We start from the raw sequence: 16,819 nt of genomic DNA on the forward strand, positions 1-16,819 counted from the left end.
GATGAGCACCGCGACCGCCATCACCGAACAGGAGTTCGGCCGCTTCCAGCGCTTCATCTTCGAAGCGGCCGGCATCACCATTTCCTCCGGCAAGAAGGCGATGCTGTGCGGCCGCCTGGGCAAGCGCCTGCGCGAACATCAGTTCAGCACCTATACGCAGTACCTGCAGCTGCTGGAAAGCCGCCAGGACCGCAGGGAAATCCAGACCGCGATCGACCTGCTCACCACCAACGAAACCTATTTCTTCCGCGAGCCCAAGCATTTCGAGCTGCTGCGCAAGCTGGCCGGCGAACACCGTGGCGGGCTGCCGTTCCGCTGCTGGAGCGCGGCCAGTTCCAGCGGCGAAGAGGCCTACAGCATGGCCATGGTGCTGGACGACACCTTGCAGGGCCGCCCGTTCGAGGTGGTAGGCACCGACATCAGCACGCGCGTGCTGGCCAAGGCGCGCACCGGCCATTACGCGCTGCAACGTATCGACGGCATCCCGCAGGCCTATCTCAAACGCTATTGCCTGCGTGGCCAGGGCGAGTACGACGGCACCTTGCTGGTGGAGCGGCGGCTGCGCGAGCGCGTACAGTTCGTGCACGCCAACCTCAATGCCGCGCTGCCGGCACTGGGCAGCTTCGATGCGATCTTCCTGCGCAATGTGATGATCTATTTCAACGGCCAGACCAAGCGCGAAGTGATCCTGCGCGTGCTGTCCAACCTCAAGCCGGGCGGGCACTTCTGCATCGGCCATTCGGAAAGCCTGAGCGAACTCGACATCGATCTGGTCCAGGTGGCACCCTCGATCTTCCGCAAGGCATGACCCAAGGATTCACCGTGTCCACAGCGCTCCATCGCCCCGCCGCCAACCCCACGACCATCAAGGCCATGGTGGTCGACGATTCGGCAGTGGTACGCCAGGTGCTGGTGGGCGTGCTCAACGACGCGCCGGGCATCGAGGTCATCGCCACTGCCGCCGACCCGCTGCTGGCGATCGAAAAAATGCGCCAGCACTGGCCGGATGTGATCGTGCTGGACGTGGAAATGCCGCGCATGGACGGCATCACCTTTCTGCGCAAGATCATGAGCGAGCGGCCCACGCCGGTGGTGATCTGCTCCACGCTTACCGAAAAAGGCGCGCGCGTCACCATGGATGCACTGGCCGCCGGCGCGGTGGCGGTGGTGACCAAACCCCGCCTGGGTCTGAAGCAATTTCTCACCGACTCTGCCGACGAACTGGTGGCGACCGTGCGCAGCGCAGCGCGCGCCAACGTCAAGCGGCTGGCTGCGCGCGTGACTGCCGCGCCGCTGGAAGCGGAGGTCAAGCACACCGCCGATGTCATCCTGCCGGCACAAAGCGGACGTGCGCTGGCGCAGACCACCGAACGCATCGTCGCCATCGGCACCTCCACCGGCGGCACCCAGGCCCTGGAAGAAGTGCTCACCGCGCTGCCGCGCGTCTGCCCCGGCATCGTGATCGTGCAGCACATGCCGGAGAAATTCACCGCTGCCTTTGCCGCGCGCCTGAACGGTCTTTGCCAGATTGCCGTCAAGGAGGCCGCCAACAACGACCGGGTGATGCCGGGCCGTGCATTGATCGCACCGGGCGGCAAACATCTGCTGCTGCGTCGTAGCGGCGCGCAGTATTTCGTCGAAGTGCTGGAAGGCCCACCGGTCAACCGGCATCGGCCGTCGGTCGATGTGCTGTTCCGCTCGGCCGCGCGCGCGGCCGGCAGCAATGCGCTGGGCATCATCATGACCGGCATGGGCGACGATGGCGCCGCCGGCCTGCTGGAAATGCGCCAGGCCGGCGCACGCACGGTGGCACAGGACGAACACACCAGCATCGTGTTCGGCATGCCCAAGGAAGCGATCAAGCGCGGCGGCGCAGACCGTATCCTGCCGCTGGGCGCGATGGCGCGCGAGATCGTGACGCAGCTGCAATAACGCGACAGACGTCCACCCCACGCGCCGAACGTACTGACACAACCACCGCGTCTACCGCATCTTCCGCGCGACAGACCCACTGCACCTGCTGGACAGAGCCTGTGCACCTGCTGGACACAGCCATTGCCCGTGCTCCAATGCAGCCATTGCGTCTGCTCCAACGCAGCCACTGCGTCTGCGCCGCATCGGCGCGCGCATTCTCCTATCCATGAAAGACCGCCACCTGCCCTTCTCCCGCCGGCGGGAGAAGGTGCCCGAAGGGCGGATGAGGGCAACACGCTAACCAGCCAGCTACAGCTGCGACTCCAGCGGCAACCAGCCCATCACCGCTGCTGCGCCACGTCGCCACACGCTCGCCGCCGGCTCGCGCGACCACACCTCGGGCGGCTGCGCGGCATCGTCGTGCCAACGCAGCTCGCCCTGCTCCAGGGTCACGCGGTAACTCACCGGCGCACTGATCTTGTGGTTGTACAGCCGCTCCAGCTCCGCGGTGACCACGCGGTCGTTGAACAGCAGGCCCATTTCGGTGTTGAGGTTCATCGAACGCGGGTCCAGGTTGAACGAGCCGATGAAACCGCTGCTGTCGTCCACGACAAACGCCTTGGTATGCAGGCTGGCGCCGCTGGAACCGAACAGGCTGCCGTCCGGCTTGCCCATCGGCTTGAGCTCATGCAGGCGCACGCCCTGATGCAGGAGCGGCACGCGATAGCCGGCATAGCCGCTGTGCACGGCCACCACGTCGTTGGCCGCCAGCGAGTTGGTCAGAATGCTCACGCGCACATCGCGCTGGCGTAGGTTGCCGATCCAGCGCATGCCCTCGTCGCCCGGCACGAAATACGGCGAGATCACTTTGAGCTCGCGCTGTGCGTGCGCCATTTCGCCGATCAGCACCGGCGTCATCCAGTCGGCTTGCGGCGGCGCACCTTCGGCTTTTTCCGGCGGGTCGGAGACGATGCGCGCCTGCGACACCCAGTGCACCGGTCGGTCGCCCTGCATCAGTTCACGCACGCTTGGCGAGCGCTTGAGCCGCTCCACATACGGGTGCGCGCGCACCGATGCCATGCCCGCGTCCAGGCTGCCACGCAAGGCCTCCAGTGCCTGCGGCTTTGCGGTGACCAGCGCAGACAGCGGCAAGGCATTGGGGCTATTCCAGTATGCGTCGAACACCTGCTCGGCCTGGCCCACCGCCGGCCCCATCAGCGCCGCATCCATATCCATGAAGTTGGTGTCGCGCGCCGCATCGAAATATTCGTCGCCCACGTTGCGCCCACCCACCACCGCGATGCGGCCATCGGCAATCCAGGCCTTGTTGTGCATGCGGCGATTGATGCTGAACATGCGCAGCACCATCTCCACCCCACGCATCAAGGTGCCTTCGCGCGCGCGCGTGGGGTTGAACAGGCGAATCTCGATCAGCGGATGGCTATCCAGGGCAGCCAGCACCGAATCGCTGCCATGGATATTCATGTCGTCCAGCAACAACCGCACGCGTACGCCGCGATCGGCCGCGCGCAGCAATTCGTTATGCAGCAGGTTGCCGGTGAAATCGGCATGCCAGATGTAGTACTGCAGATCCAGACTGCGCCCGGCCGCACGCGCGGTGAGCGCACGTACCGCAAACGCATCGACGTTATCCGGCAGGATCACCATGCCGGTCTGATCGACGTGCGCCTGTTGCAGTGGCGCCACCACCTTGTCGATGGGCGTCGCGACCGCCGTGGCAGGCAGCACGTGACTGACCGGCCCGCGTTGGCGGTCGGCAAAGCGCCCGTAGCCGTACAGCGATAACGCGCTGGCCAGCACCAGTACCAGCAGCGCAATGCCGAACCATTTGAAAAATTTCCGCTTTGTCACTGCCGATTCCGCGATGCGCAGCGCGGCAGTGTAGAGCCCATGCGGGCAGGCCGGTGTGCAGACGCCGCCACAAGCAACCTCGACAATTCCCGCGAGAAACAGACGGGTGTCGTGGAAGTGCCGTGGACGCGAGTACTCGCAGCACCGCGTGCCGCACAGGGCGAACGTGGTGGTTACGGCGTCATCAGCGGTATGGCGCGCCAGCTGCCGAAGCACCATCGCGCGCCCGCGGCGCTTACCAGATGGTCACCCGCTCCTTGTCGCCACGTACCATCGCATCGCCGGGCTTGCACTGGAATGCCTGCGCAAACGCCGGCATGTTCGACGGCGCACCGTTGGCGCGGAAATTCGCCGGTGCGTGCGGATCGGTGTTCAGGCGCACGCGCAATTCGCCATCGGTAAAGTTGCGGCGCCAGACCGTGGCCCAGTTCATGAAGAACCGCTGGTCCTGCGAATACCCATCGATCTGCGTGTTGGCAGCCGGCTGCTCCTGCAACGCCATTTGCAAGGCATCGTACGCCACGGTCAGGCCGCCCAGATCGCCGATGTTCTCGCCCAGCGTCAGCTTGCCTTTGACGTGCACGCCCTTGATCGCTTCATAGCCATCGAACTGTGCCACCAGCCGGTCGGTGCGCTCGGTGAACAGCTTGCGGTCTGCATCGGTCCACCAGCTGTCGAAGTTGCCCTTGGCATCGAACTGGCTGCCGGAATCGTCGTAGCCGTGCATCATTTCGTGCCCGATCACCGCACCGATGCCACCGTAGTTCAAGGCCGGATCGGCCTTGGGGTCGAAGAACGGCGGCTGCAGGATGGCCGCCGGAAACACGATCTCGTTGCGTGTGGCGTTGTAGTACGCATTCACCGTCTGCGGGGTCATGTGCCACTCGCGCTTGTCGACCGGCTTGCCGATCTTGTCCAACATGTCGCGGTAGTTGAATGCCTGCGCGGCCTGCATGTTGGCAAGAAAGCCGTCGCCACGCGTCTGAAGGCCCGACCAATCGCGCCACTGGTCCGGGTAACCGATCTTGGGAGTGAAGCTGGCCCATTTCTCCAGTGCGCGCTGTTTGGTGTCCGCGCTCATCCAGTCGAGCTTTTCCAGCCGCGCCTTGAGCGCCGCCGACAGGTTTTGCACCAGTTGCTGCATCTGCTCCTTTGATTCGGCCGGGAATGCAGATTGCACATACAGCTGGCCCAGGGCCTCGCCCATCGCCTCGTTGACCGCATTCAAGGTGCGCTTCCAGCGCGGCAGCATGTCCTGCTGGCCGCGCAGGGTCTTTGCGTAGAAATCGAAATTGGCCTGCTCGAACGGCTTGGCCAGATACGGCGCCGCTTCGTCCACCGTATGGAAGCGCAGATACGCCTTCCAGGTAGCGATCGGCGTATCGGCCAGCATCGCATCGAGCTCGGCGAAATAGCCCGGCTGGCTCAGCGAGAAGGTGCCGGCCGGCACCTTGAGCGCTGCGAAAAACGCCTTCCAGTCGAAGTGCGGCGTGATGGCGTTGGCGCCGGCCACATCGACCGGGTTGTAGCGCTTGGCCGGGTCGCGCAGTTCGATACGCGACAACGACGCATTGGCCAGGCGCGTCTCGAACGCCATCACCGCCTTGGCCTGCGTGGCCGCCTGCGCTGCGGGGATACCCGACAGCTCCAGCATCCGCGCGATGTAGGCCAGGTACTGCTCGCGGATCTTTGCCTGCGCCGGATCGGTGTAATAGCCCTTTTCGGGCAAGCCCAGACCGCCCTGCCCTGCGTAGGCGATCATCTGCTCGGAATTCTTGTAGTCGGCATTGGCACCGAACGAAAACACCAAGCCCTGGCCTTGCGCATAACTGTTGCGCAACCAGGCGGCGATGGACGGCGCATCGGTCAATGCGTCGATGTCCTTCAACTGCGGCTGCAGCGGCGTAATGCCGGCTTTGTCGATCGCCGCTTCATCCGAGCCGGTCCGCCACAGGTCGGCGATCTTGGCATCCACCGAACCGGCCGACAGATTGCCGCGCGCCAGTTGCTCCACCAACGCGTGCTGGATGGTCAGCGAGCGCTCGGCCAGCACCTCAAAGCTGCCCCAGCTGGTGCGATCGGACGGCACCGGATTGGCCTTGAGCCACTTGGCGTTGACGAACCCGTTGAGGTCCTGACACGCAGCGATGCTCGGGTCTAGGTCGCTGCTGCTGAATGCCACGATCGGCGCATCGAGCTTGGACACATCCACCTTGGTCGATACCGCCTGCGGCGCGGCAGGCGCCACCTTGGCGGTGTCATCGGAGGCGCCGCACGCAGACAGCGCGACCGCGATGGCGACCGCAAGCGACAGCGGAGCTAACTTGCGCAACTTCATTGAATTCTCCAGGGCATGACCGCGCAGGCGCGATCGAAAAAAGTCGACATCCGGTCGGCAAGCGCTGGCGAAGAACCGCGCAGCGCAGGCGCCCGCCTCTTCGTCAGTCGCTCTGCAACCGGCCAGACCACATCCGTGCAGCGGCACCGCAACATGAAGTCGATGCCGTGCGCCATGAAAGTCCATTGCATCTGTACAGCACGTGCGCGTCCGTCATCGGCACCGCCACGCACTGCTTCCACTCCACCTGCATGCCGGCGCAACGCGCGCCATCGCATGCGCTCAACGCCGCGCGTAAAACGGCGCCATCACCAGATACACCGGATACGCCAGCACCATCAGCGCCAGGGCGACCTCGTGCCCCGACGCCGCATCGGCCCACGCTTCCATCTGTGGCGCCGGCCCAGCCACGCCAAACCCCAGCAACAGCGCCCCCATCGCGCAGATCAGCAGTGCCAGCGCCAGTCCCGCGCCGGAGATGTCGCCAGCAGCCAAGGCGACAAACGCGGCCCCGCCGGCCACCAGCATGCCGAGCGTCACCAGATACGCGCGACAGTAAACGGCAGTCATCTGCCGGGTTCTCCGTTTGCTGGACATCGTGTCTCGCCTGCGCCTCGGTGCCGAGCGCGTATTACCCTCTCGCACCGCTTCCATTCATCACCGCACGCAGCCGCTTGCAGCCGCATGCGCACAAGAACACGCGCTGCGCGCACCGCACGCAGCGCTGCAACCGCCAACGGCGATTACTTCGCCTTGCCCTGGTTGGCCACCGCTTCGGCCGCGCGCTTGGCCGCTTCCGGGTCGCCCAGGTAACGGAAGCTGCGCACCTGCAGGTTGTCGTCCAGCTCGAACAGCAACGGGATGCCGGTGGGGATGTTGAGCTCGAGGATCTGCTCGTTGGAGACATCGTTGAGGTACTTGTACAGCGCGCGCAGCGAATTACCGTGCGCGGTCACCAGCACGGTCTGCCCGGCCTTCAACTGCGGCGCAATCGCGTCGTGCCAATACGGCAACACGCGCACCAGCGTGGTTGCCAACGACTCGGTCCCCGGCAGCGCGTTGCGGTCCAGGGTGGCGTAGCGCCGGTCATGGCACGGGTGGCCCGGGTCGTTGACGTCCATCGCCGGCGGCGGGATGTCGTAGGAACGGCGCCAGATCTTGACCTGCTCCTCGCCGTGCTTGGCCGCGGTTTCGGCCTTGTCCAGCCCTTGCAGGCCGCCGTAGTGGCGCTCGTTGAGGCGCCAGCTCTTGGACACCGGCAACCAGTCCTGGTCCAGTTCCTTCAATGCGCCCTGCAGCGTGTGGATGGCGCGCTTGAGCACCGAGGTGTGGGCGACATCGAACTGCAGCCCTTCGTCCTTCATCAGCTTGCCGGCCGCCACAGCTTCCTGGCGGCCCTGGTCGGTGAGTTCCACATCCACCCAGCCGGTGAAACGGTTGTCCAGATTCCATTGGCTCTGGCCATGGCGCAGCAGTACGAGTTTGCGGGTCACTACGGTTCTCCGATTGGGGCCGATCAGCCTGCGATTGTAGCGGCAGCGCGTGCATCGCAGGCGTGCACGAGATCGCCACAGGCAGCGCGCGATGCTTTCGCAATGCAGACCAACGATCCCGTCTTCGCCGGTTGGGACGGCAGCGTGATTCAGGCGCGACAGTTGCAGCAGCAACTGGCACGGCGCGTGGTGCTCGATGACGCGGTGAGCGCAACGCCGCAGTTGCTTGCAGGGTTCGATGTCGGTTTCGAAGACGATGGCCAGATCACCCGCGCGGCTGCCGTGTTGCTGGATGCGCAGACGCTGCTCCCGCTGGAAACGCACGTCGCGCGCGTGCCGACCTCGATGCCCTATGTCCCCGGCCTGCTCAGTTTTCGCGAATTGCCCGCATTGCTGCAGGCCCTGGCGCTGCTGTCGCGTACGCCGGATCTGGTGTTCATCGATGGCCAGGGCATCGCGCATCCGCGCAGGCTGGGCATCGCGGCGCACTTCGGCGTAGTGACCGGCCTGCCGTGCATCGGCATCGCCAAGCAGCGTCTGGCCGGCAGCTTCGCCGAGCCTGGGCCCGAACGCGGCGACCACACGCCGATCCTGCTGGGCGGTGCGCAGATCGGCTGGGCACTGCGCAGCAAACCGCGTTGCAACCCCTTGATTGTCTCGCCCGGCCATTGCGTGTCGATGCAAGGCGCGCTCGACTGGACCCTGCGAACATTGCGCGCCTATCGCCTGCCCGAGCCTACGCGCCTGGCCGACCGGCTGGCCTCGCGCCGCGGCGAGGTGACGGTACCGGTAGCCTGCTCCGGTCAGCTGCTGTGAGCAGGCGTCGCGTCAGCGGCCACGTGCCACAGCCCCAGCGCCGGCCGCATAGGCACGGCGCTGGGGCAACCCATCAGTTGTAAGTGATGACGATGCGACCGGAGCCGTCGATCCGGAAGAAAATCATTTGCTTGTCGGACGCAGGCCGGTAATTCACCAAAGAGCCCACTGCATAGGGCTGATCGCTGCACGAGGACGAGGACGCAGCGACCTGATAGGTGGTCGCTGTGCTGAGCGTCGGCCCTGCAACACTCCTGCCGGAGTAGACCGCATAGCAGCCGACCGCGCTTCCATTTATCAGGAATGCCAGCGAGCGGACATTGGCGGACGCACTGATGATGCGACTGGGGAGGGCCCGGGCGCTCTGCGCACTACCAAGGCAGGGCGCCAACGCTGCCATCACCAAGAAGAGCAGCGATGTTGTCTTCCTTCCTGAGATCGATAAGGACATAACGTATTCCTCGGATTGGGAGTGAGAATCTGAAACGCATCGAGTAAAACGCTAAAGCGCGAGCGACTTGCCGCCAGGTGTGCACCGCAGACGATGCGCAGCAAGCGACCGTTGCCGATCCGTCACCTGAGACGCATGCAATGAAGGCCAAAGCGCTCGTGGATCGTGCAGCGCCGCCATTATTCATGGCGCGATGACGCACGTGACCTGGCACGCTGCATTTAGGATGCGGCGGTACGTTTCCCGCCATGCAACTTCGTTCGTGTTGCAACTTCGCCGCTGCCAGAACCTCGTCCACCGATACCTGGCGGCAGCAGCGGTGGCGAGCCCTGGAGACAGCCGCTTGCGTTGCAAGATCGGGCCGGCCATGGCGGCCACAAGCGCCCGGGCCTTGCCGATGGGAGACGTGCGCACGGCAATGGCGCCCGCGCCGAGCTTCAGTAGTGCGGCCTGCATGATCCCGGACCGCAGCGCTGGATGCGTCGTCTTCGCTGCCGACAATGTCCTCGTTGGTACCGCATCTGCCTGCACAAGACCGGGGCTGTCTCGCACTGAGCCGCTGCTACCTCGTGCCGCGCCCGCACGGCGTTCGCGGTGCGGCACTCGCTGCCGCGCCGATGGCGCGCTCCCCCGACGCGCAGGAAGCGCCATGACCCGGACACTGCGTTTTACGCCACGCACCCGCCCCGGCCACCGCGCATGCGAAGCTCGTGCCCACGTCATCAACTCCGCGAGACCGCGCATGACCACCCTGATCGCTCCACGCGTCCATGACATCGGCGGCCTGGAAGTGCGTCGCGCCGTGCCCACCCTGCAGGCGCGCAGCGTCGGCCCGTTCGTGTTCGTCGACCACATGGGCCCAGCCGTGCTGGAGCCCGATCACGGCATCGATGTACGCCCGCATCCGCACATCGGCCTGGCCACGGTCACGTTCCTGTGGGCCGGCGAAATCGGCCACCGCGACACGCTGGGCTCGGATCAGGTGATCCGCCCCGGCGACGTCAACTGGATGACCGCCGGCCGCGGCATCGCCCATTCCGAACGCACGCCTGGCCCGGAGCGCGCACGCGAACACGCCTTGCACGGTATGCAGACCTGGATCGCCTTGCCGCGCTCGGCCGAAGAAACCGCGCCCGCGTTCCATCACCACGCGGCGGCAAGCCTGCCGCAGCAGCGCCGCGACGGCGTGTGGCTGCGCGTGATCGCCGGCCGCGCATATGGCGAGGAATCGCCGGTACAGGTGTTCAGCGGCACGCTGAATGTGGCGCTGGATCTGGCGCCCGACGCCGAACTGGATCTGGACACCGGGCACGCCGAGCGCGCCCTGTACATCCTGGAAGGCCAAGCGCAGCTGGACGGTGCCGACGTGCCAGCTCGCCACCTGATCGTGCCCTCGCCCGGCGCCCGCGGCCGCCTGCGCGCCAAGACCCCGCTCAAGGCGATGCTGCTTGGCGGCGAGCCGCTGGATGGGCCGCGTCATCTATGGTGGAACTTCGTGTCCAGTTCCAAGGAACGCATCGAGCAGGCCAAGGACGACTGGCAGGCAGGCCGCTTCGGCAGCATTCCCGGCGACGACAAGGAGTTCATTCCGCTGCCCGAGTCACCGGCCCCAAAACCGGTTAATTACCCTTGAAACCGTGCGCTGCGCGAGTGGACCAACACGCGCGATCACCAGGTCTCTTACCGGAAGTGCCACGCTGCACATGCGATGCCAGGCACAGGTGCGACACCACTTGAGCTGACTCGCAAAACTGTGGTAGTGATGGCCCTGTAGACGGAGCGCGTTGCGTAGACGGCAGTCCTTGGACGGGGAGTTCGAGGCACTGCAACGGCACGAAATCGGCGCGCCCGCATCGTCATCCAATGCCGGGGAATCGTGTATGAAGTCTGCATCCTGCCTTGTTGGCCTGAGCTTGCTGCTGGCCGCTGCCACCGCCCATGCCCAGACCTCGCCGGTCTGCCCGCCGTTGCCACCGGCCTCCGGCCTGCAGTGGAACGAGCTCGCCGGTGCCGATTACCTGGTCTGCAAGGCCATGACTGCCGATGGCCGGCAGGTGGTCGGCGTGATGCTCACTACCCGCGACCCGGCGATGACACTGGCACGCGAGCGGCGCGCCGAAAAGGGCCAGATCCAGCAGGAAGACTTCTACTGGTACAAGCTCGATCTGGGCGGCCGCGACATGCCGGGCACGGAATCGCGCCGCGTCACCGTGGTCGAACTGGGCAAGAAGCGCTACGCCCAGCTGTGGATCGATGGCGCCAGCACCGAAGAACTCGCCTCGATGCAGTCGATGGTGCAGAACATGGATCTGCAGCCGGCCAGCCTGGCGCTGCAGCGCTGACGCAGCGCGCGTCACAGCCCCGCGCACTGCTGCACCCGTCTTGCAGCGCGCGGGTTTGCCGGCACGCTGCAGACAGTATCTGACGATATCTGCCGCGAGCGTGTCGCCGCAGATCACCATTGCGCACTGATGCTCGTGCCCTCGCGTGTCGCGCCGACGCGCATGAGGCGACGCCCGAGCGGCTTGCGCATGCACCAAGCGCACCGATGCGTCCAGCCGCTCAACGATTTTGATTCCGGCGGCCACCACGTGCGACGGCGATGGGCTGGAGAACGCTCACGGTTGCAAACGTTGGAGCAGTGGCGCATGCCATGTCGGCATCCGCCCGGAATCGGCGTGGACCGATCGCTCGTTCCAATTCCGATTCCGCATCCACCGAACCCAAAGACTGCCGGCAAGCGTCTGTCAGTCGCTTCGAATCGCCGTGTCTCCACCGCCGCCAGCCGCCTGCAACTGAGTCTCGATGCGCACCTCGCCGGTCAGCAGGCGATGGATCGGGCATTTGTCGGCCACCTCCATCAACCGTGCGCGTTGCTCGTCGTCGAGCGCACCGTCAAGCACCACCGCGCGGGCGATCGCCGTGCCGGCAGCGCCGCGCTGCGTGTAATGCAGATGCACGTGCACCGCCGTCAGCGGCCAGTGCTTGCGCGCGGCCACCATCGACACCGTGATGGCGGTGCACGCACCCAGCACCTGCGATTCGGGATCCGGCCCGGCGTCGCTGCCACCATTGGCCGGCTGCGTATCGCCGCTCCAGGTGTGCAGCCCGTCGTGGATGCTGACCGTGTACGGCACCGTGCCGGTGCGCACGCTGACGGGCCGGTCACTCATTGCCCGCTCCTGTTGTCGTACGCGGGCCGGTTCAAAACCGGCCTTCCTGGAAATCGACGAACGCCTGCATCAGCTCCTGCTTGGTGTTCATCACGAACGGGCCATGCCGCATCACCGGCTCGTTGAGCGGGCGGCCCGCGACCAGGATCAGCTGCGCACCGTCGGCACCGGCTTGCAGGCGCAGGCGCTGTCCGCCACCCAGCACGGCCAGCTGCTGCGCCGGCAACACGCGCGCGGTGTCGCTCTCGCCCACCGTCAGCGCGCCCTCGAAGGCATACGCGAACGCGTTATGTCCGCTGGGCAGCTGATACTCCCATTCCACGTTCGGCTCCAACGCGATATCCAGGTACACCGGGCTCGTTGCAGGTTGCACGATCGGCCCGACCACCTCGCCGACCGCACCGGCAATCACCTTGACCGTCACGCCGGGCGCCGGATGCGCCACCGGAATGTGGTCGGGTGCGTACTCCTGGTACTTGGGATCGGTCATCTTCTCGCGCGCCGGCAGGTTTACCCACAACTGAAAGCCGCGCATGCGCCCGGATTCCTGCTCCGGCATTTCCGAATGGATCAGCCCGCGACCGGCGGTCATCCATTGCACGCTGCCCGGCGTCAGCAGGCCTTCGTTGCCGTGGTTGTCCTTGTGGCGCATGCACCCGTCGAGCATGTAGGTCACGGTCTCGAAACCGCGATGCGGGTGGCTGGGGAAACCGGCCAGATAGTCTTCGGCCTTGTCGGTGCCGAATTCGTCCAGCATCAGGAACGGGTCCAGCTCCGGCAGCTGCTGCGTGCCGATGACGCGGGTCAGCTTGACCCCGGCCCCGTCGGAGGTCGGCATGCCGCGAATGGTGCGCAGTACGTGCGCTGCTGTGGTGGTCGTGGTGCTCATCGCTTGTCCCTGTGCCCTGTGGCGAAGCGCCAATGATGGGTGCGCGCGGGCCGCCGCCCAACCGCGACCATTGCAACCGATCGTTCCAAACGCCGCCAGCGTGCCAGCGCTCTAACCGATCTATGACCGCAGCACCCTACGACCAAAGTTTTAACCCGTTGCGCCCGCCTGGCATTGACCGCAGCCGGGCGTGGGGGGACCCTTGAACGAATCGTTCCTGAGGGGCATGCATGAAAGGGTTCTCCAAGCTGGCCTGGGGCGCGTTGGCGCTGCTGGCCGCGTTCTGCCTGGGTACCGTTGCGCTGCGGCGTGGCGAGCACATCAACGCGTTATGGATCGTGGTGGCCGCGGTGTCGATCTATCTGATCGCCTACCGGTTCTACAGCCTGTTCATCGCCGACAAGGTGATGCAGCTGGACATCACCCGCGCCACCCCGGCGGTCGCCAACAACGACGGCCTGGATTACGTGCCCACCAACAAGCACGTGCTGTTCGGCCATCACTTCGCCGCCATCGCCGGCGCCGGGCCGCTGGTCGGTCCGGTGCTCGCCGCACAGATGGGCTACCTGCCCGGCCTGCTGTGGCTGGTGGTGGGCGTGGTGTTCGCCGGTGCGGTGCAGGACTTCGTGGTGCTGTTCCTGTCCAGCCGTCGCAACGGCCGCTCGCTGGGCGATCTGGTGCGCGAGGAAATGGGCCAGGTGCCCGGCACCATCGCCCTGTTCGGCGCCTTCCTGATCATGATCATCATCCTGGCGGTGCTGGCGATGGTGGTGGTCAAGGCGCTAGCGGAAAGCCCATGGGGCATGTTCACCGTCATCGCCACAATGCCCATCGCGATCATGATGGGCGTGTACATGCGCTACATCCGCGTCGGCAAGATCGGCGAGATCTCGGTGGTGGGGTTGATCCTGCTGCTGGGGGCGATCTGGCTAGGCGGCAAGGTGGCCGCGGACCCGACCTGGGGCCCGGCCTTCACCTTCACCGCCAAGCAGATCACCTGGATGCTGATCGGCTACGGCTTCGTCGCCTCGGTGCTGCCGGTGTGGCTGCTGCTGGCACCGCGCGACTACCTGTCCACCTTCCTCAAGATCGGCACCATCCTGGCCCTGGCGATCGGCATCCTGGTTGTCATGCCGGACCTGAAGATGCCGGCGCTCACGCAATTTGCCTCCACCGGCGATGGCCCGGTCTGGAAGGGCGGCATCTTCCCGTTCCTGTTCATCACCATTGCCTGCGGCGCGGTCTCCGGCTTCCATGCGTTGATCGCGTCCGGCACGACGCCCAAGCTGCTCGCCAACGAAGGCCACATGCGCTACATCGGCTACGGCGGCATGCTGATGGAATCGTTCGTGGCGATCATGGCGCTGGTGGCCGCGTCGATCATCGAGCCGGGCATCTACTTCGCCATGAACAGCCCCGCCTCGCTGGTGGGCACCGACACTGTCGCAGTGGCTGCCAAGATCAGCGAGTGGGGCTTCTCGATCACACCGCAGGTGCTCGAGGCCACGGCACGCGATATCGGCGAGCACAGCATCCTGGCGCGCGCCGGCGGTGCCCCTACGCTGGCGGTGGGCATCGCGCAGATCCTGCACCAGTTGCTGCCGGGCGAAGACACCATGGCGTTCTGGTATCACTTCGCCATCCTGTTCGAAGCCCTGTTCATCCTGACCGCGGTAGACGCCGGCACGCGCGCCGGCCGCTTCATGCTGCAGGACCTGCTGGGCAACTTCATCCCGGCGTTGAAGAAGACCGAGTCGTGGACCGCCAACATCATCGCCACCGCCGGTTGCGTGGCGCTGTGGGGCTACCTGCTCTACACCGGCGTGATCGATCCGTTCGGCGGCATCCAGACCTTGTGGCCGTTGTTCGGCATCTCCAACCAGATGCTGGCCGGGATCGCGTTGATGCTGGGTACGGTGGTGTTGTTCAAGATGAAGCGCGACCGCTACGCCTGGGTCACCATCGTGCCGGCGCTGTGGCTGTTGTTGTGCACCACGTACGCCGGGCTGATCAAGATCTTCGACAGCAACCCGGCGCAGGGCTTCCTGGCGCAGGCGCACAAGTTCCAGGCGGCCATCGCCAGCAACACCATCACCGCGCCGGCCAAGACAGTGCCGCAGATGCAGCAGATCGTCACCAATGCCTACGTCAACACCGGGCTGACCGTGCTGTTCCTGTTCGTGGTCGGCTCGATCCTGATCTATTCGATCAAGACGATCGTGGCAGCACGCCGCAACCCGCAGCGCACCGACCGCGAAACCCCGTACGTGGCGTTGCAGCCGCATCAGATGGCAGACCTGTAATGGGCACGCAACTCGTCCTGGCCAGTCACTATCAGGCGCATCGCCGCATCTGGCGGCGTCTGATCCAGACCGCGCGGCTGTGCTGCGGCATCCCCGACTACGACAACTACGTGCGCCACATGCTGGAAAAGCATCCCGATAAACCGGTGATGGACTACCCCGCCTTCTTCCGCGAGCGCCAGGATGCGCGCTATGGCGGCAAGAGCGGGTTTCGCTGCTGTTGATCGGTGACGGTTGACTGCCTGGCCGGTCGTCGGCCGATCAAGAGGTAGAACCGCAACAGGGCGCGATGCGAATCGCGCCCTGTTGCGTTGGCTCGACCGCAACTCGATAAAACGAATCACGTAATGGCGCATTCGCTCGTCGCAGCGCCTGTCGATGTGATGGCCAATCGATCCGCAGCAAAAACCCAATCGACGCGTGCAGGAACCTGTTCGCGGCAGCGAGCTGCTTTCACCAGGCGTCAGTCAACTGTCTAGTGCGGTGTCCTCGCCACTTGCGGGACCGTTGGCGGCATGGATGCCGCCAACGACTCCCATGGACGGGTTCACGGCGTATCCCGCAAGCGGCGAGGAAACCGCGCACTCGACGACCCAGCTTTTGAATGCGTCAAGATTGGGCGATGACGCGAATCGCGATCACTCGTACGGATCGCAACGTCCAATCCATCAATTGCAGGACACTACCCGCGCGTTGGCTGCGGGCCCTCTCACGTTGGTCGTTACGCATGTTTCGAAAAGACAACCGAACACCTTGCGGCGCGGTGTCCTCGCCGCTTGCGGGACGGGGCCACTGCGTACCCATGACACCGCCCCCCCCTCACCAAGCTGCCGCCTTACCCAGCCCGCTTTTGCGCCAACCGCGCGAACAGCGCAGGCAAATCGCGCATGTCGTCGAACACTTCAAGCACACCAATGCGGCGCAGGGTGTCGCCATGCCCCGGTGGAATGTGGCTTGCACCGGTAAACCCCAGCACCTGCATGCCGGCCGTCACGGCCGCGGTTGCACCGGTGGGGCTGTCTTCGATGACCACACAACGCTGCGGCGCGACTCCGGCGGTGCGTGCCGCCAGCAGATACACATCCGGTGCCGGCTTGGGCCGCTCCACCATGTCGGCACTGAAAATACGTCCCGCCGCACGCGCGGTGAGCCCGGCCCGTTCCACCGAGGCAATCACATTGTGGCGCCGGCTATTGGAGGCCACCGCCAACGGCAATGGAATCTGCTCCAACGCCTCGCGTACGCCTGCGATCGGCTGCACCTGCGATTGGATCAAGGCCTCGCTACGCGCCTGGATCTGCGCGAGCAGGGTCTCTGGCAACTGCAATGCAAAGCGCTCTTCCACCCGCCGCAGCACCTCGCGCGTGGTCTGCCCGAAGGTGGTTTCCAGCAGCTGTTCCAGCGGCTCGCTTGGCACGAAAGACGCCAGCGCCTCACGCATTACCCGGTCGGCCAGTATCTCGCTGTCGACAAGAACGCCATCACAGTCACTGATCAGTAGCTCGTACGCCATCGCACCCATCTGCTCACAAAGCGCCATTATGCCGGCCCGGGTGTGACCGTCGGCTGT

The 16,819-nt window shown here is 65.3% G+C and carries 15 protein-coding genes; 7 read left to right on the forward strand and 8 right to left on the reverse strand.

The features are described 5' to 3' along the window. The first annotated feature begins 1 nt into the window (after position 1). Together HLH45_RS18655 and HLH45_RS18660 are read left to right on the forward strand one after the other, a co-directional pair. Positions 2-808 (forward strand): CheR family methyltransferase, encoded by an 807-nt coding sequence (locus tag HLH45_RS18655; RefSeq protein ID WP_008571300.1) that lies wholly within the window; start codon positions 2-4, stop codon positions 806-808. Continuing rightward, positions 805-1,932, forward strand: coding sequence for a protein-glutamate methylesterase/protein-glutamine glutaminase (locus tag HLH45_RS18660; RefSeq protein WP_008571299.1), 1,128 nt, complete (start codon positions 805-807; stop codon positions 1,930-1,932). Before HLH45_RS18655 ends, HLH45_RS18660 begins: the two co-directional genes overlap by 4 nt. Positions 1,933-2,223: 291 nt before the next feature. Here the strand turns inward: HLH45_RS18660 and HLH45_RS18665 are convergent, their stop codons facing one another. The 4 genes from HLH45_RS18665 to gpmA form a co-directional block, all read right to left on the reverse strand. Continuing rightward, a complete protein-coding gene (locus tag HLH45_RS18665) occupies positions 2,224-3,786 on the reverse strand; it encodes a phospholipase D family protein (protein WP_008571298.1) in 1,563 nt (520 codons plus the stop codon). 235 nt (positions 3,787-4,021) lie between these two features. Continuing rightward, positions 4,022-6,124 (reverse strand): M13 family metallopeptidase, encoded by a 2,103-nt coding sequence (locus tag HLH45_RS18670; protein WP_046931897.1) that lies wholly within the window; start codon positions 6,122-6,124, stop codon positions 4,022-4,024. Positions 6,125-6,406: 282 nt separating this feature from the next. Further along, positions 6,407-6,721: a hypothetical protein gene (locus HLH45_RS18675; RefSeq protein WP_033478650.1), complete on the reverse strand. Its 315-nt coding sequence runs from the start codon at positions 6,719-6,721 to the stop codon at positions 6,407-6,409. A gap of 146 nt (positions 6,722-6,867) precedes the next feature. Then, positions 6,868-7,617, reverse strand: coding sequence for a 2,3-diphosphoglycerate-dependent phosphoglycerate mutase (gpmA, locus tag HLH45_RS18680; RefSeq protein WP_008572455.1), 750 nt, complete (start codon positions 7,615-7,617; stop codon positions 6,868-6,870). 102 nt (positions 7,618-7,719) lie between these two features. On the opposite strand from gpmA, the gene nfi reads away from it, so the two are divergent. After that, complete coding sequence (gene nfi / locus HLH45_RS18685; RefSeq protein ID WP_008572453.1) at positions 7,720-8,433, forward strand: deoxyribonuclease V; 714 nt, start codon at positions 7,720-7,722, stop codon at positions 8,431-8,433. A gap of 73 nt (positions 8,434-8,506) precedes the next feature. On the opposite strand, the gene HLH45_RS18690 is transcribed toward nfi, so the two are convergent. After that, on the reverse strand, positions 8,507-8,884 hold the full coding sequence (locus HLH45_RS18690) for a hypothetical protein (RefSeq protein ID WP_008572451.1): 378 nt from the start codon (positions 8,882-8,884) through the stop codon (positions 8,507-8,509). A 742-nt stretch (positions 8,885-9,626) separates the two neighbouring features. Between HLH45_RS18690 and HLH45_RS18695 the strand changes: the two genes are divergently transcribed. Then, on the forward strand, positions 9,627-10,517 hold the full coding sequence (locus HLH45_RS18695; RefSeq protein WP_008572447.1) for a pirin family protein: 891 nt from the start codon (positions 9,627-9,629) through the stop codon (positions 10,515-10,517). 247 nt (positions 10,518-10,764) lie between these two features. Further along, positions 10,765-11,226 carry a hypothetical protein gene (locus HLH45_RS18700; RefSeq protein ID WP_008572445.1) on the forward strand — a complete coding sequence of 154 codons (462 nt, stop codon included), beginning with the start codon at positions 10,765-10,767 and terminating at the stop codon, positions 11,224-11,226. A gap of 405 nt (positions 11,227-11,631) precedes the next feature. On the opposite strand, the gene HLH45_RS18705 is transcribed toward HLH45_RS18700, so the two are convergent. Further along, positions 11,632-12,057 carry an OsmC family protein gene (locus tag HLH45_RS18705; RefSeq protein ID WP_008572444.1) on the reverse strand — a complete coding sequence of 142 codons (426 nt, stop codon included), beginning with the start codon at positions 12,055-12,057 and terminating at the stop codon, positions 11,632-11,634. Positions 12,058-12,088: 31 nt separating this feature from the next. Then, positions 12,089-12,946, reverse strand: coding sequence for a pirin family protein (locus tag HLH45_RS18710; protein ID WP_008572443.1), 858 nt, complete (start codon positions 12,944-12,946; stop codon positions 12,089-12,091). Positions 12,947-13,176: 230 nt separating this feature from the next. On the opposite strand from HLH45_RS18710, the gene HLH45_RS18715 reads away from it, so the two are divergent. Together HLH45_RS18715 and HLH45_RS18720 are read left to right on the forward strand one after the other, a co-directional pair. After that, positions 13,177-15,249, forward strand: a complete 2,073-nt coding sequence (locus tag HLH45_RS18715) for a carbon starvation CstA family protein (protein ID WP_008572442.1) — start codon at positions 13,177-13,179, stop codon at positions 15,247-15,249. Then, on the forward strand, positions 15,249-15,473 hold the full coding sequence (locus HLH45_RS18720) for a YbdD/YjiX family protein (RefSeq protein ID WP_003488133.1): 225 nt from the start codon (positions 15,249-15,251) through the stop codon (positions 15,471-15,473). The genes HLH45_RS18715 and HLH45_RS18720 overlap by 1 nt, the downstream gene beginning before the upstream one ends. A 611-nt stretch (positions 15,474-16,084) precedes the next feature. Here HLH45_RS18720 and HLH45_RS18725 read toward each other — a convergent pair. After that, the gene (locus HLH45_RS18725; RefSeq protein WP_008572438.1) at positions 16,085-16,789 is read right to left on the reverse strand and encodes an HAD family hydrolase; all 705 of its coding nucleotides are present in this window, start codon (positions 16,787-16,789) and stop codon (positions 16,085-16,087) included. Positions 16,790-16,819 lie beyond the last annotated feature (30 nt).

The sequence above is a fragment of the Xanthomonas euvesicatoria genome (genome assembly GCF_013112235.1).
In the GTDB taxonomy this organism is placed as follows: domain Bacteria; phylum Pseudomonadota; class Gammaproteobacteria; order Xanthomonadales; family Xanthomonadaceae; genus Xanthomonas; species Xanthomonas euvesicatoria.

What these genes read in the sequence shown, in the direction of transcription:
- HLH45_RS18660 (WP_008571299.1), top strand. Translation starts at nt 805, where the DNA reads ATGACCCAAGGATTCACCGTGTCCACAGCGCTCCATCGCCCCGCCGCC.
- HLH45_RS18725 (WP_008572438.1), bottom strand. Translation starts at nt 16,789, where the DNA reads ATGGCGCTTTGTGAGCAGATGGGTGCGATGGCGTACGAGCTACTGATC.
- HLH45_RS18700 (WP_008572445.1), top strand. Translation starts at nt 10,765, where the DNA reads ATGAAGTCTGCATCCTGCCTTGTTGGCCTGAGCTTGCTGCTGGCCGCT.
- nfi (WP_008572453.1), top strand. Translation starts at nt 7,720, where the DNA reads ATGCAGACCAACGATCCCGTCTTCGCCGGTTGGGACGGCAGCGTGATT.
- HLH45_RS18670 (WP_046931897.1), bottom strand. Translation starts at nt 6,124, where the DNA reads ATGAAGTTGCGCAAGTTAGCTCCGCTGTCGCTTGCGGTCGCCATCGCG.
- HLH45_RS18720 (WP_003488133.1), top strand. Translation starts at nt 15,249, where the DNA reads ATGGGCACGCAACTCGTCCTGGCCAGTCACTATCAGGCGCATCGCCGC.
- HLH45_RS18675 (WP_033478650.1), bottom strand. Translation starts at nt 6,721, where the DNA reads ATGTCCAGCAAACGGAGAACCCGGCAGATGACTGCCGTTTACTGTCGC.
- HLH45_RS18705 (WP_008572444.1), bottom strand. Translation starts at nt 12,057, where the DNA reads ATGAGTGACCGGCCCGTCAGCGTGCGCACCGGCACGGTGCCGTACACG.
- HLH45_RS18690 (WP_008572451.1), bottom strand. Translation starts at nt 8,884, where the DNA reads ATGTCCTTATCGATCTCAGGAAGGAAGACAACATCGCTGCTCTTCTTG.
- HLH45_RS18695 (WP_008572447.1), top strand. Translation starts at nt 9,627, where the DNA reads ATGACCACCCTGATCGCTCCACGCGTCCATGACATCGGCGGCCTGGAA.
- HLH45_RS18715 (WP_008572442.1), top strand. Translation starts at nt 13,177, where the DNA reads ATGAAAGGGTTCTCCAAGCTGGCCTGGGGCGCGTTGGCGCTGCTGGCC.
- HLH45_RS18655 (WP_008571300.1), top strand. Translation starts at nt 2, where the DNA reads ATGAGCACCGCGACCGCCATCACCGAACAGGAGTTCGGCCGCTTCCAG.
- HLH45_RS18710 (WP_008572443.1), bottom strand. Translation starts at nt 12,946, where the DNA reads ATGAGCACCACGACCACCACAGCAGCGCACGTACTGCGCACCATTCGC.